Source organism: Streptomyces sp. NPDC048420, from assembly GCF_040651535.1.
Classification (GTDB): domain Bacteria; phylum Actinomycetota; class Actinomycetes; order Streptomycetales; family Streptomycetaceae; genus Streptomyces.
This window is the reverse complement of sequence record NZ_JBEZKG010000048.1, coordinates 26318-38681: the sequence shown is the minus strand read 5'-3', so window position 1 is coordinate 38681 and position 12364 is coordinate 26318. Positions and strand designations below refer to the sequence as shown.

At 70.2% G+C, this 12364-nt stretch carries 9 protein-coding genes and 2 pseudogenes; 2 read left to right on the top strand and 9 right to left on the bottom strand.

The annotated features are described in order from the left end of the window. The 5 genes and pseudogenes from AB0D34_RS45035 to AB0D34_RS45015 all read right to left on the bottom strand — a co-directional run. Positions 1–248: pseudogene (locus tag AB0D34_RS45035) on the bottom strand (serine hydroxymethyltransferase); the annotation flags it as partial. Continuing rightward, positions 245–682 carry a glycine cleavage system protein GcvH gene (gene gcvH / locus AB0D34_RS45030; protein ID WP_362673498.1) on the bottom strand — a complete coding sequence of 146 codons (438 nt, stop codon included), beginning with the start codon at positions 680–682 and terminating at the stop codon, positions 245–247. The gene gcvH and the pseudogene AB0D34_RS45035, both read right to left, overlap by 4 nt. Beyond that, positions 679–1860 (bottom strand): FAD-dependent oxidoreductase, encoded by a 1182-nt coding sequence (locus AB0D34_RS45025; protein ID WP_362673496.1) that lies wholly within the window; start codon positions 1858–1860, stop codon positions 679–681. Before AB0D34_RS45025 ends, gcvH begins: the two co-directional genes overlap by 4 nt. 165 nt (positions 1861–2025) lie before the next feature. Beyond that, positions 2026–3159, bottom strand: coding sequence for an aromatic ring-hydroxylating dioxygenase subunit alpha (locus AB0D34_RS45020; RefSeq protein ID WP_362673494.1), 1134 nt, complete (start codon positions 3157–3159; stop codon positions 2026–2028). Positions 3160–3263: 104 nt separating this feature from the next. After that, positions 3264–3814 (bottom strand): annotated as a pseudogene (locus AB0D34_RS45015) (alcohol dehydrogenase catalytic domain-containing protein); the annotation flags it as partial. Positions 3815–4352: 538 nt separating this feature from the next. Here AB0D34_RS45015 and purU point away from each other — a divergent pair. Continuing rightward, complete coding sequence (gene purU, locus AB0D34_RS45010) at positions 4353–5225, top strand: formyltetrahydrofolate deformylase (protein ID WP_362673491.1); 873 nt, start codon at positions 4353–4355, stop codon at positions 5223–5225. A gap of 121 nt (positions 5226–5346) precedes the next feature. Then, positions 5347–6144, top strand: coding sequence for an IclR family transcriptional regulator (locus AB0D34_RS45005; RefSeq protein ID WP_362673488.1), 798 nt, complete (start codon positions 5347–5349; stop codon positions 6142–6144). A gap of 48 nt (positions 6145–6192) precedes the next feature. Here the strand turns inward: AB0D34_RS45005 and folP are convergent, their stop codons facing one another. The 4 genes from folP to AB0D34_RS44985 form a co-directional block, all read right to left on the bottom strand. Next, positions 6193–7020, bottom strand: a complete 828-nt coding sequence (folP, locus tag AB0D34_RS45000) for a dihydropteroate synthase (protein WP_362673486.1) — start codon at positions 7018–7020, stop codon at positions 6193–6195. Between the two features lie 246 nt (positions 7021–7266). Continuing rightward, positions 7267–7869 carry a sarcosine oxidase subunit gamma family protein gene (locus AB0D34_RS44995; protein ID WP_362673484.1) on the bottom strand — a complete coding sequence of 201 codons (603 nt, stop codon included), beginning with the start codon at positions 7867–7869 and terminating at the stop codon, positions 7267–7269. Continuing rightward, positions 7862–11104, bottom strand: coding sequence for a sarcosine oxidase subunit alpha family protein (locus AB0D34_RS44990; protein ID WP_362673481.1), 3243 nt, complete (start codon positions 11102–11104; stop codon positions 7862–7864). Before AB0D34_RS44990 ends, AB0D34_RS44995 begins: the two co-directional genes overlap by 8 nt. A 24-nt stretch (positions 11105–11128) precedes the next feature. Further along, a complete protein-coding gene (locus AB0D34_RS44985) occupies positions 11129–12361 on the bottom strand; it encodes a sarcosine oxidase subunit beta family protein (RefSeq protein WP_362673478.1) in 1233 nt (410 codons plus the stop codon). Positions 12362–12364: the final 3 nt, after the last annotated feature.

Sequence of the window (12364 nt, the reverse complement as noted above, 5' to 3'; positions counted from 1 at the left end):
TTGACCCGGTCGATCGCGATCTGCTCGGCCACGTCGACGTGCTCGCAGCCGCCGTAGTAACGACGGCCCGGGTAGCCCTCGGCGTACTTGTTGGTGAGGACCGAGCCCTGCGCCTCCATGACCGCGAGCGGAGCGAAGTTCTCCGACGCGATCATCTCGAGGGTGGACTGCTGACGCCTCAACTCCGCCTCGACCGCGGCGGCGATCTCCGGGTCCAGCTCGTGCAGGGCCTGGTTGAACAGGGTCATCGGCGATCTCCTTGGGTGTGGGCGCAGTGGGCGGCGTAGGCATCCGGGGTCAGCGCGCCGGCGATGTTCTCGACCCGCAGCCTGAACAGCCAGCCGCCCGTGTAGGGGGCGGCGTTGACGACACCGGGGTCGTCGGCCAGCGCGGTGTTGACTTCCAGGACCCGGCCCGAGGCGGGGGCGTACAGGCCGCTGACGGCGGTCAGTGACTCGATCCGTCCGCAGCTCTCCCCCGCCTCGACCCAGGAGCCGACCGCGGGCAGTCGGAGGTGGACGACGTCACCGAGGACCTTCGCCGCGAACGCGGTGATGCCGACGGTGGCGTTGCCCTCGTCCACCGCGAGCCACTCGTGGTCCCAGGTGTAACGCAGGTGCCGAGGAATGCTCGTGTCGTTCTCCGCTGCGGGTTCCAGGGAGAGTTGGGGCACGGAGGTCATGACGCGACGGCCGCGGCGGCGGGGACGAGGGTACGGCGGAGCCGGTTGAAGAACTTCGGCTGGTTGAGGGAGAGGACGGCGACGGGAGTGCCCTCACGCCGGTAGACGGCCGTGAAGGTGCGGCTGTCGACGTCGCCCTCGACGACCTCGGGCTCCGCGCCGGGGGCCACGTACCCGGCGACCTGGATGCGGGACCGGTACTGGTCGGACCAGAAGTACGGCGCGGTGAGCGGGGCGGGGGCCGACACACCGGTCAGCAGCGTGCGGGCGGCGGTCTTCGCCTGCTCGGTGGCGTTGCTCCAGTGTTCGATGCGGGCGTGCCGCCCGGTGAACGGGTTGGGGCAGCGGGCGACGTCACCGACGGCGACAACGCCCGGGATGCCGGTCGAGCAGCCGGAGTCGCACACCACGCCGTCGTCCACCTGCACTCCGGAGCCGGCCAGCCAGTCCGTGTTGGGCCGGACTCCCACGCCGGCCACGACGATGTCGGCAGGCAGCACCCGCCCGTCCGCCAGCCGTACGCCCGTTACCCGGTCCTCGCCGATCAGTTCCGCCACACCGGTTCCGCACAGCAGCCGAACCCCGTGATCACTGTGCAGCGAGGAGACCACCAGCCCCATCTCACGCCCGAGTTGGCGCTCCAGGGGCACGGGGAGCGCCTCGACGACGGTCACGTGGAGCCCGAGCCGGTGCGCGGTGGAGGCCACCTCGGCGCCGATGAACCCGGCACCGATGACGACGACCCGGGGCAGGCCGTCGAGCAGTTCGGCGCGCAGGGCCCGGGCGTCGTCCAGGGTGCGCAGGGTGTGGACGCCCGCCAGCCCGTCGGTGCCGGGGAGGGTGCGGGGGCCGGCGCCGGTCGCGATGACGACGCCTTCCGTGCGCACATGCCGTCCTCCAGCCAGGGTGACGGTGCGGGCTACGGGGTCGAGCCGCACGGCGCACTGGCCGAGCAGCCACTGCACGTCCAGGACCTCGTACTCGTCCGCGTCGCCGAGCGCGAGCCCCTCGACGTCGATGTCCCCCTTGAGGAAGTCCTTGGACAGCGGGGGCCGGTCGTAGGGGGTGTGGCGCTCCTCCCCCACGACGACGATCTCGCCGTCATATCCCTCTGCCCGCAGCGCGCGGACCGTGCTCAGTCCTGCCAGCGACGCTCCGACGACGGTGATGCTCCTCATGCCGGCTCCAGAAGGGGAGTTGTCTCATATAACACAACGACACTCGCTATACGCAACATGGTTTCCGCGCGGTGCGGCATTGTCAAGAGAGGTGTCGCACATCAATTTCTAATGATGCACTTTGTTGCACAATTCGCAACGCACATGGGAGGGGGATCCCAATCGTCAACGCGGGGGCCGCACCTCGAGCTTGTTCTGCAGCCAGGTGTGGAACTCGCCGATGTGGTGTTCGCTGGGCACCAGCACGCCACCCTTGGCATACATCCGCGAACTCATCCCGGGCTGGGTGCGCTCGCAGGCGTCGAAGTCCTGCTGGTTGACCCGGTGGAAGAGTTCCACGGACCGGGTGACGTCCTTGCCGCTCTCGACGACGTGCGGGAGGTACAGCCAGTCGCACTCGACGATCGTGCGGTCCGCGGACACCGGGTACATCCGGTGGAAGATCACGTGGTCGGGCACGAGGTTGATGAAGACCTGCGGCCGGACGGTGATCACGTAGTACCGGCGGTCCTGGTCGTCGGCGACCCCGGGAATGCGGTCCAGCCCCTCCGAGCCGTCGACCGTGAAGCCCTGGACCTCGTCACCGAACTCCGCGCCGTGACCCACGTAGTACTGGGCGGCGTAGCCATCCGCGAACTCCGGGAGCACCTCGGTGAGTTCGGGGTGGATCGTGGCGCAGTGGTAGCACTCCATGAAGTTCTCGATGATGAGCTTCCAGTTCGCCTTCACGTCGTAGACGATCCGCTTGCCGACAGCGAGGTTCTCGATGCCGTAGCGCTCGATCGACTCCAGGTCGCCGAGCCGCTCGACGATCGCACCCTGTACGTCGACCTCGAAGGAGGGCGGCTCGTCGGCGAGGCACACCCACACATAGCCGAGCCACTCCCGCACATGGACGTTGATCAGGCCGTACTCGGTCCGGTCGATGTCCGGCATCGACGTCAGGTTCGGCGCGGCGACCAGCTTGCCGTCCAGGCCGTAGGTCCAGGCGTGGTACGGACACTGGAAGGCACGCTTGACCTCACCGGACTCCTCGGTGCAGAGCTTGGCGCCGCGGTGCCGGCAGATGTTGAGGAAGCCCTTGATCGAGCCGTCCCGCGAGAGGGAGATCAGTACGCTCTCACGGCCCACCTGGTAGGTGCGGAAGGCGCCGGGCTTGTCCAGCTCGGCGGCGCGGGCCACGCAGAACCACATGGCCTCGAAGACCCGCTCCTGCTCCTGGGCAAAGACGTCGGGGGCGGTGTAGTACTCACCGGACAGCGTGGGGATCAGGCTGGGCGGCAGATTCGTTAGGGTCATCTCGTCACCTTCGGAAGATGTCAGACGCGCACGCGGCGAGGGTCGAACAGGGCGATGGGACAGTCGGTGGTGCCTTCGGTCGCCAGGTCGGCGAGGATCTCGCCGATGATGCGAGAGGCGCCGGCCACCTTGGCGCCCGCGATCGCGGACATGCCGACGCCACGGCAGCCGATCATCGCGATCGAGTCGCCGCGGCCCACACCGCCGGTGTTGACCGCGGCGCCGAACCCGGCCATCACCCCGCAGCCGAGCAGACCGGCCGCGGCGGGCGAGGCCGTCGAGTCGATCTTGGTGCACTGACCGGCGGCGACCAGGGCCTTCTCGGCGAAGGCGCCGATGCCGAGGGACGGGGACAGCGGGGTGCCGTCGGCCAGGGTCATGGGCCGGCCGGCGTTGCGGGTGACGAAGCAGTACCACGCCTTGCCCTTGCTGCAGGCGCGGCAAGGGCCGCAGACGGCACGCCAGTTGAGGACGACGAAGTCGCCGGGCGCGACGTCGGTGACGCCCTCACCGACCGACTCGACGACACCCGCGGCCTCGTGACCTCGTGGCCGAGCAGAAAGGGGAACTCGTCGTTGATCCCGCCCTCCGGGTAGTACAGGTCGGTGTGGCAGACACCGCAGGCCTGCACCCGCACCAGGGCCTTACCGGGGCCCCGGGCGACGACGGCGCGTACCTCGTGCGTCACGGTCGATCTCCTCGAGAACTACTCCGGAGGCCCGGGCTGGGCCCGGCGGCCGAGCCACCGATCAAGTTGCACATCACGCAACTTCCTTCGCCATAAGCAACGACCTGGCCAAAACTGTCTCCCTGCGGACACCCACTGTCAAGAGGCTGACGGAGCGAAGTCGCCATCCCGTCGGAAAACGGAACGGTTCGAGCCCGCTCTCGCGCAGGCTGTCGCGACGCCCTTCATCAGCTCCCGCGGGCGGCGCGGACCCGGGCGCGGGTGCAGTCGGTCCACCGGGCGCCCCGGCCGGCCACCGCCCTGGAGACGCGGGAGCTCGTCGAGCAGGGCCCAGCTGAAGCGCGCCCGCGCAGACGGCTGCGCCTACAGCGTCGAGGAGTTCGACCCGCCCTCCCGGTTGACCCGGTGCAGGATCACCCCTTGACCACGCGGTCGCACCCGTCAATCATGTTGCGTATTGCTCATCATGTTGCGCAATCCGCACCACTCGACGACGGAGGAAGACATGTCTCCTCGACCGCGGCCCGGCCGTGAGTTCATCCTCACCCTCTCCTGCCCCGACCAGGCCGGCCTCGTCCACGCCGTGACCACCTTCCTCGTGAGCCACTCGGGCAACATCCTGGAGAGCCACCAGTTCGACGACCGACTGCAGGACCGCTTCTTCATGCGGGTGCACTTCGACGTCTCGGACCCCGGCATCTCCCTGGAGGACCTGCGCACCGGCTTCGGGCCGGTGAGCCAGGCATACGGAATCACCTGGCAGTTGCACGACGCCTCGACGCCGACCCGCATACTGATCATGGTGTCGAAGTTCGGCCACTGCCTGAACGACCTGCTGTTCCGCAAGTCCACCGGCGCGCTCAACATCGAGATCCCCGCGATCGTCTCCAACCACCGCGACTTCGAGCCATTGGCGGAGAGCTACGGCATCCCCTTCCAGCACATCCCGGTGACCAAGGACACCAAGGCCGACGCCGAGGCACGGCTGATGGAACTCGTGCGAGAACTGGACGTCGACCTGGTGGTACTGGCCCGCTACATGCAGATCCTCTCCGACGACCTGTGCAAGCAGCTCGACGGCCGGGCCATCAACATCCACCACTCCTTCCTGCCGAGCTTCAAGGGCGCAAAGCCGTACGTCCAGGCGCACGAACGCGGCGTCAAGCTCGTGGGGGCCACAGCGCACTACGTCACTTCCGACCTCGACGAAGGGCCGATCATCGAGCAGGACGTCGTCCGCGTGGACCACTCCCGCGCCCCTGACGAGCTGGTCACCATGGGCCGTGACGTCGAGGCCCAGGTGCTCGCCCGCGCCGTCGAGTGGCACAGCGAGAACCGGGTGCTGGTGAACGGCCACTGCACCGTGGTCTTCCGCTGACCCGGTGGGCCGTGCGACCATGCGGGCGGCTGGATCCAGCCGTCGCCGCCCGTCTCCACGGCCTCCACAGGACCCGTGAAACCCTTGAAGCCCCACGGAGACCCGCGCATATAGTTGCGCTATGAGCAACTACACCGCAGACAGCGAAACAGCGGGGCCCGCGGTGAACGGAGTGCAGTCCGTCGACCGCGCGGTCAGCGTCCTGGAGATTCTCGCCCAGCGCGGCGAGGCGGGCGTCAGCGAGGTGGCCGCCGAGATCGACGTCCACAAGTCGACCGCGTTCCGGCTGCTCGGGGCGCTGGAGGCACGCGGACTCGTCGAGCAGACGGCCGAGCGGGGCAAGTACCGACTGGGCTTCGGGATCGTACGCCTGGCCGGCGCGGTCACGGGCCGCCTCGACATCACCCAGCAGGGCCGGCAGGTCTGCGAGCGGCTCAGTGAGGAGATCGGCGAGACCGTCAACATCGCCGTCCTGCAGGAGCACTTCGCGGTCAACCTGTATCAGGTACGCGGTCCGGGCGCCGTCGGCACGCACAACTGGGTCGGCCAGCTCACCCCGGTCTACGCCACGTCGAGCGGCAAGATCCTGCTGGCCCATCTGTCGGCGAAGGAGCGCGACGCCGTGCTCGCGGCGACCACGGTGCGGAAGCACACGCCGCACACCCTGACCGCCAGGACGAAGCTGGAGAAGAACCTCGCCGAGGCGCGGGAGCGTGGGTACGCCGTGACGCTGGAGGAGCTCGAGATCGGACTCCAGGCCCTGGCGGCCCCGATCCGCTCCCGCGACGGCGATGTCGTCGCCGCACTCAGCGCCTCCGGCCCCGCGTACCGCTTCACCGAGGAACGCATCCACGAGATCGCACCCGTGCTGATCAGTGGCGCGGACGAGATCAGCCACCGGATGGGCTATCTGGGCTGAGGGTCCACAGGGGCGCTCGGGCCCAGCGGCGTTCGACATCCGCCGCGTTCAGCCCAGCGGGCACCGTTCCGACGCCGCCGCCTCGACGCCCCAGCGGGCCGTCACACGTACCGCGTCCGCCGTCGACGCGACGTCGTGGACGCGCAGACACCAGACGCCCTGGGCGGCGGCGAGTACGGACACGGCGGTGGTCCCTGCATCGCGCAGCCGCGCGGGGCGGGGCTGTCCCGTCGTACGGTCGGCCAGCAGACTGCCAAGGAAAGACTTGCGTGACGCGCCCACAAGGACGGGGTGCCCCAGGGCCATGAAGTCCCCCAGGCGGCCCAGCAGCTCCCAGTTGTGTTCGGGCGTCTTGGCGAAGCCAAGGCCGGGGTCGACGGCCAGGCAGTCGGGCGGTATCCCCGCCTCCAGCGCGGCGTCGATCCTCAGGCGCAGCTCGTCGAACACATCGGTGACGACGTCGTCGTAGACGGCGTTCGCCTGCATGCCCGCGGAGTGGCCACGCCAGTGCATCAGCACGTACGGCGTGCTCGCCCTGGCCATCAGCGGCAGCATCGCGGGGTCGGCGAGGCCCCCCGAGACGTCGTTGACCAACCGCGCACCCGCGTCCAGCGCGCGTGCGGCGACCTCCGCCCGCATGGTGTCGACGCTCACGATCGCGCCCGCCGCGGAGAGTTCCCGGACGACGGGCAGGACGCGTCGCAGCTCCTCCTCGACCGACGGTCGTACCGCGCCGGGGCGGGTCGACTCGCCACCCACGTCCACGATGTCCGCACCCTGTTCGAGCAGCGCGAGCCCGTGCGTGACAGCGGCGTCGGCCGCGAACGACAGCCCGCCGTCGGAGAACGAGTCCGGCGTCACGTTCACGACGCCCATCACCAGCGTCCTGGCGGGGCGTGGCAGCCCGTGCGGGTGTAGCACGGGTGTCCCGGGATGCCGTACCGGTGTTCCCCGGTGAGGTGGAAGGGCGGTGTGGGCGGTGGCGGTCACAGGCGTCCCACTTTCGATGCGTATGACGAAACGTGCTGTGCAAAGCCCTGTGGGAGCTCGTGAGCGGAGCTCCCACAGGGGCCGACGGGGTGCGGCCCGTCGGATTTTCCTCAGAGCCCGTGTCACAGGCTCTCAGAGGTACTCGGTCGCCGCGTCGAGCAGCCAGTCCGCCAGATATCCGGCGAACGTCGAGCGCACCAAAACCCAGAATCCGGCCCCGGGTTCGTCCCGGGCGACCAGGACGACCTGTGTGCGGCCCAGTGTCGTCTGGGCACAGCGGCCGGGGCCGAAGACCCGCGGATGCAGGTCCAGCGAACAGCCGTGGGCCAGCAGGTCACGGGCGCGCGGGCCCGCGACGAGAAGCGTGGTGCGCTGTGCGGAGACGTCGGTGACGGAGACGTGCTCGTCGCCCGTGGCCTCCCGGATCCGGCTCTCCAGGTCCCGTTCGCTCCCCGGCGGTCCCACCAGCAGCCACTCGTCCGGGCCGAGCCACAGCGCGGTCAACTCCCCCGCGCGGACTACGGTGTTCGGCTGGAGCGGCAGCTGGAGGTCCAGCGCGAGCCCGACGGCTGCCGCCGCCGCTCCCTTGGCGTCAAGGCGCACGTTGAGCTGGGTCAGGAAGGGGAGTTCGGCCAGCCTGATCGCACCCCCGGACGAGCGGGTCGCGGCGGCCAGGCGGTCCGCGGCCTGCGACAGCGGACTGCGGAGCGGGACGGTAAGGGCGGTGTCAGCCATCGCGGCGAGCTCCCTCGGGGTCGTAGAGGACAGGACCGGCGACGGTCACTGGCACCAGCTGGTCGCCGACGGGGGCGTACAGCCGCTCGCCGATGCGGTCCCGGCCGCCCTTGATCAGGGCGAGCGCGAACGTCCGGCCGAGTGCGGCGCTGCGATAGCTGGAGGTGACATGGCCGAGCATGGGGACGGGCGGGGCCGGCAACACACCGTCGGCGACCAGGTGGGTGCCCTCCGGGAGGAAGGTGCCCGGGTCCTCGGGGAGCAGGCCGACCAGGTGCTTGCGGTCGGGGCGGGACGTGTCCGCGCGGGCGTAGGACCGCTTGCCGACGAAGTCCGGCTTCTTCTTCGACACCACCCAGCTCATGCCGAGATCCTGCGGAGTCACCGTGCCGTCGGTGTCCTGGCCGATGATCGGGTAGCCCTTCTCGGCACGCAGGACGTGCATGGTCTCCGTGCCGTACGGGGTGATGCCGTACGGGGCGCCGGCCTCGTACACGGCCTCCCACAGGGCGAGGCCCTGCCACGGTGACACGTTGATCTCGAAGGCGAGTTCGCCGGAGAAGCTGATCCGGCAGACCCGGGCCTCGATGCCCGCGACGGTCGTCTCCCGCCAGGCCATGAACGGGAAGTCGTCGTTGGCCACGGCCAGTTGGGGCGCGAGGGAGGCGAGGACCTCCCGGGACTTCGGACCGACGAGCGCGACCGTGGCCCACTGCTCGGTCACGGAGGTGCAGTGCACCTTCAGCTCGGGCCACTCGGTCTGGTGCCACTCCTCCATCCAGTCGAGTACGGCGGCGGCGTTGCCCGTCGTCGTGGTGACCAGGAAGCGCTCCGGGGCGACGCGGATGACGGTGCCGTCGTCGAAGACCATGCCGTCCGGGCGGCACATGACGCCGTAGCGGATCATGCCGACCTTCAAGGTGCTCATCATGTTGGTGTAGAGCCGGTCGAGGAAGACTCCGGCGTCCGGGCCCTGCACGTCGATCTTGCCGAGGGTGGAGGCGTCCATGAAGCCGACGCTCTCGCGGGCGGCGGCGCACTCGCGCAGTACGGCCGCCTCCATGTCCTCGCCGTCCTGCGGGTAGTACCAGGGACGCTTCCACTGGCCGACGTTTTCGAAGAGGGCGCCGTGCGCGACATGCCACTCGTGGAGGGCGGTCGTGCGGACCGGGTCGCTCAGCACACCCCGGTCGCGGCCGGCGAGAGCGGCGAAGGACACGGGCGTGTACGGCGGGCGGAACGTGGTCGTGCCGAGCGCCGAGATGTCCACGCCGAGCAGTTCGGCGACGACGCCGCTGGCCAGGATGCCGGAGGTCTTGCCCTGGTCGTTGGCGGTGCCGGCGGTCGTGTAGCGCTTGGTGTGCTCGACCGAGCGCAGACCGGCGCCGGTCGCGATGGCCAGGTCGTCGACGGTGACGTCGCGCTGGAGGTCGACGAAGCGCGGACCGTCCGCGGCACCCGGGACGACGTACACGTGCATCGGCGGCGTCGGCCGCGGCTGCGCGGGCACCTCGGGGAGGCGGGGCGCCTCGGGCGGGTAGCCCTCGGCCTCGATGGCGCGGGCTCCGGCGGCCGCGCCCTGTGCCAGGACCGTGGCCGGGTCGAGGACGCCGCTCGCGCTGCCGGCGACCTCGACGGCCTGGCGGCAGGTGTCGGGGACGAAGGAGCCCAGCGTCTCGTCGTGGCGCAGCTTGCCACCGGACTGGCTGAACAGGTGCGCCACCGGGTTCCAGCCGCCGGAGACCAGCAGCAGGTCGGCGGCGAACTCCCGCTGTCCCACGGTCTCTCCGTACGGGGCGACGGTCACCGAGGTCAGCCGCGCCTCGCCCTCGGTACCGGTGACCGCATGGCCCGCGAGCACCTCGATACCGGCCGCCTTCGCGCGCTCGGCCCACTCCCCCGGTTCGGGGCGGGTGTCGACGATCGCCGCGACGGCCAGGCCCGCCGAGGCGAGGTCCAGGGCCGCCGCGTACGCGCTGTCGTTGGTCGTGAAGACCACGGCCTGACGGCCGGGCAGGACGCCGTGGCGGTTGACGTGGGTGCGGGCCGAGGAGGCCAGCATCACGCCGGGGCGGTCGTTGTTCGCGAACGCCAGCGAACGCTCGTGGGCGCCGGTGGCGAGGACGACCCGGCGGGCACGGATGCGCCAGACGCGTTCGCGGGAGACGTCCTCGGGGGCGGCGGCGCCGAGGTGGTTGGTGCGGCGCTCGACGGCGAGGAGGTGGTTGTCGTCGTAGTAGCCGAAGACGGTGGTGCGGGGCAGGACACGGACCTCGGGGGCGGCGTCGAGCTGCTCCGTCACCTCCCGTACCCAGTCGAGGTGTTGGGCCGTGCCGAGGAGGCTCCCGCCGAGTTCCGGCTGGTCGTCGGCGAGGATGACGCGGGCGCCGCTTCCCGCTGCGGCCGCCGCTGCCGCGAGTCCGGCCGGGCCGGCGCCGACGATCAGCAGGTCGCAGTGGGCGTGTACGGCGTCGTAGCGGGCGGGGTCCGGTTCGGTGGCGAGGCGTCCCTGGCCGGGGAGGCTGCTCGCGACCAGGCCGTCGTAGAGCTCGACGGTGGTGGCGGGGAGCATGGGTTCCGGGAAGGGTTCCTCGATCTGGACGACCGCATTGGGTTCCTCGACGCCGGCGGAGAAGATGCCTCGGGGGCGGCCGAGCTTGATGCTGGTGCCGGCCTGGATGACGCCGTTGGCGAGGAGGGCGGAGGCGAGGGTGTCACCTCGGTAGCCCTGGTATTCGGTGCCGTCGAAGGTGAAGGTGAGGGGGGTGTCGCGGTCGATGCGGCCGCGGGTGGGGTGGCGGAACTGAGTTGTCTCGCCCCCACCGCCCCTACCCGTCCCGTCCTGAAGAGTCTCCGCCCCTTCGACCCCGCCAGGGGGCTCTGCCCCCTGGACCCCCGTCGGCCCCGAAAGGGCCTCGTCCTCAAACGCCGGACGGGCTGGTATCGCCGACCTCGGCTCAACGGGTGCCGGGCGGTCCTCGCCCGACCTGTACACCGTCAGGATCTCGTTCGTCGACGTGTCCCGTACCGCGTTGAACCACCGTCGGCAGCCCGCCGCGTGGCTCCAGCGCTCGGCGAAGGGGCCCTTCGGGTTGTCTCGGAAGAACAGGTAGCGGGCCCACTCCTCGTCGGGGAGGGTCGCCGGGTTCTCCGGGTACGGCACGTGGGCCTGGCCGCCGTAGTGGAACTCGGCCTCGTCGCGGGGCCCGCACCACGGGCAGGGGATGAGCAGCATGTCGTTCGGCTCCCTTGAGGATCCCTAGTGGGCCACCGCGGCGGCGCCGTGCTCGTCGACGAGCGCGCCGGTGGTGAAACGGTCGAGCGAGAAGGGGGCGTTGAGGGCGTGCGGGGTGTCGTGGGCGATGGTGTGGGCGTAGACCCAGCCGACGCCAGGGGTGGCCTTGAAACCGCCCGTGCCCCAGCCGCAGTTGAGGTAGAGGTTGTCGACGGGGCTGAGTCCGATGATCGGAGAGGCATCGGGGCTGGTGTCGACGATGCCGCCCCAGGTGCGCAGGACGTGGGCGCGGGCGAAGACCGGGAAGAGCTCCAGGGCCGCCGCCATCTGCTCTTCGATGATGTGGAAGGCACCGCGCTGGGTGTACGAGTTGTACGCGTCGATGCCCGCGCCCATCACCAGCTCGCCCTTGTGCGCCTGGCTGACGTACACGTGGACGGCGTTGGACATGACCACCGTGGGGTGCACCGGCTCCAGGAGCTCGGAGACCAGGGCCTGCAAGGGGTGGCTCTGGATGGGCAGTTCGATGCCCGCCATGGCGGCGAGGACCGAGGTGTGGCCCGCCGAGCAGAGGGCGACCTTGCCGGCCGCGATGGGGCCGAGGTTGGTCTGGACTCCGACTACCCGGTTGCCGACCACGTCGAGGCCGGTGACCTCGCAGTTCTGGATGATGTCGATACCGGCGGCGTCGGCCGAGCGGGCCAGGCCCCAGGCGACGTAGTCGTGCTTGGCAATGCCCGCGCGCGGCTGGTACGTGGCGCCCAGCACCGGGTAGCGCACGTCCTGCGAGATGTTGACGATCGGGCAGACTTCCTTGACGCCGTCCGCGTCGAGCCACTCCGCGTCCACGCCGTTGAGGCGGTTCGCCTCGACCCGGCGCACGCTGTCGCGGACGTCCTGGAGGCTGTGGGCCAGGTTCAGCACACCGCGCTGGGAGAACAGGATCGGGTAGTCCAGCTCCTCCGCCAGCCCCTCCCACAGCTTGAGAGCGTGCTCGTAGATGCCGGCGCTCTCGTCCCACAGGTAGTTGGAGCGGATGATCGTGGTGTTGCGGGCCATGTTGCCGCCCGCGAGCCACCCCTTCTCCAGCACCGCGACATTGGTGATGCCGTGGTTCTTCGCCAGGTAGTGCGCGGTGGCCAGACCGTGTCCGCCGCCGCCGACGATCACCACGTCGTACGACTTCTTGGGCTCGGGGTTGCGCCACAGCCAGTCGGGGTGGTCGGGGAGGTCGGCGCTGGGGGTACGGGGGCTCATCGG

What these genes read in the sequence shown, in the direction of transcription:
- gcvH (WP_362673498.1), bottom strand. Translation starts at nt 682, where the DNA reads ATGACCTCCGTGCCCCAACTCTCCCTGGAACCCGCAGCGGAGAACGAC.
- AB0D34_RS45025 (WP_362673496.1), bottom strand. Translation starts at nt 1,860, where the DNA reads ATGAGGAGCATCACCGTCGTCGGAGCGTCGCTGGCAGGACTGAGCACG.
- AB0D34_RS45020 (WP_362673494.1), bottom strand. Translation starts at nt 3,159, where the DNA reads ATGACCCTAACGAATCTGCCGCCCAGCCTGATCCCCACGCTGTCCGGT.
- purU (WP_362673491.1), top strand. Translation starts at nt 4,353, where the DNA reads ATGTCTCCTCGACCGCGGCCCGGCCGTGAGTTCATCCTCACCCTCTCC.
- AB0D34_RS45005 (WP_362673488.1), top strand. Translation starts at nt 5,347, where the DNA reads ATGAGCAACTACACCGCAGACAGCGAAACAGCGGGGCCCGCGGTGAAC.
- folP (WP_362673486.1), bottom strand. Translation starts at nt 7,020, where the DNA reads ATGGGCGTCGTGAACGTGACGCCGGACTCGTTCTCCGACGGCGGGCTG.
- AB0D34_RS44995 (WP_362673484.1), bottom strand. Translation starts at nt 7,869, where the DNA reads ATGGCTGACACCGCCCTTACCGTCCCGCTCCGCAGTCCGCTGTCGCAG.
- AB0D34_RS44990 (WP_362673481.1), bottom strand. Translation starts at nt 11,104, where the DNA reads ATGCTGCTCATCCCCTGCCCGTGGTGCGGGCCCCGCGACGAGGCCGAG.
- AB0D34_RS44985 (WP_362673478.1), bottom strand. Translation starts at nt 12,361, where the DNA reads ATGAGCCCCCGTACCCCCAGCGCCGACCTCCCCGACCACCCCGACTGG.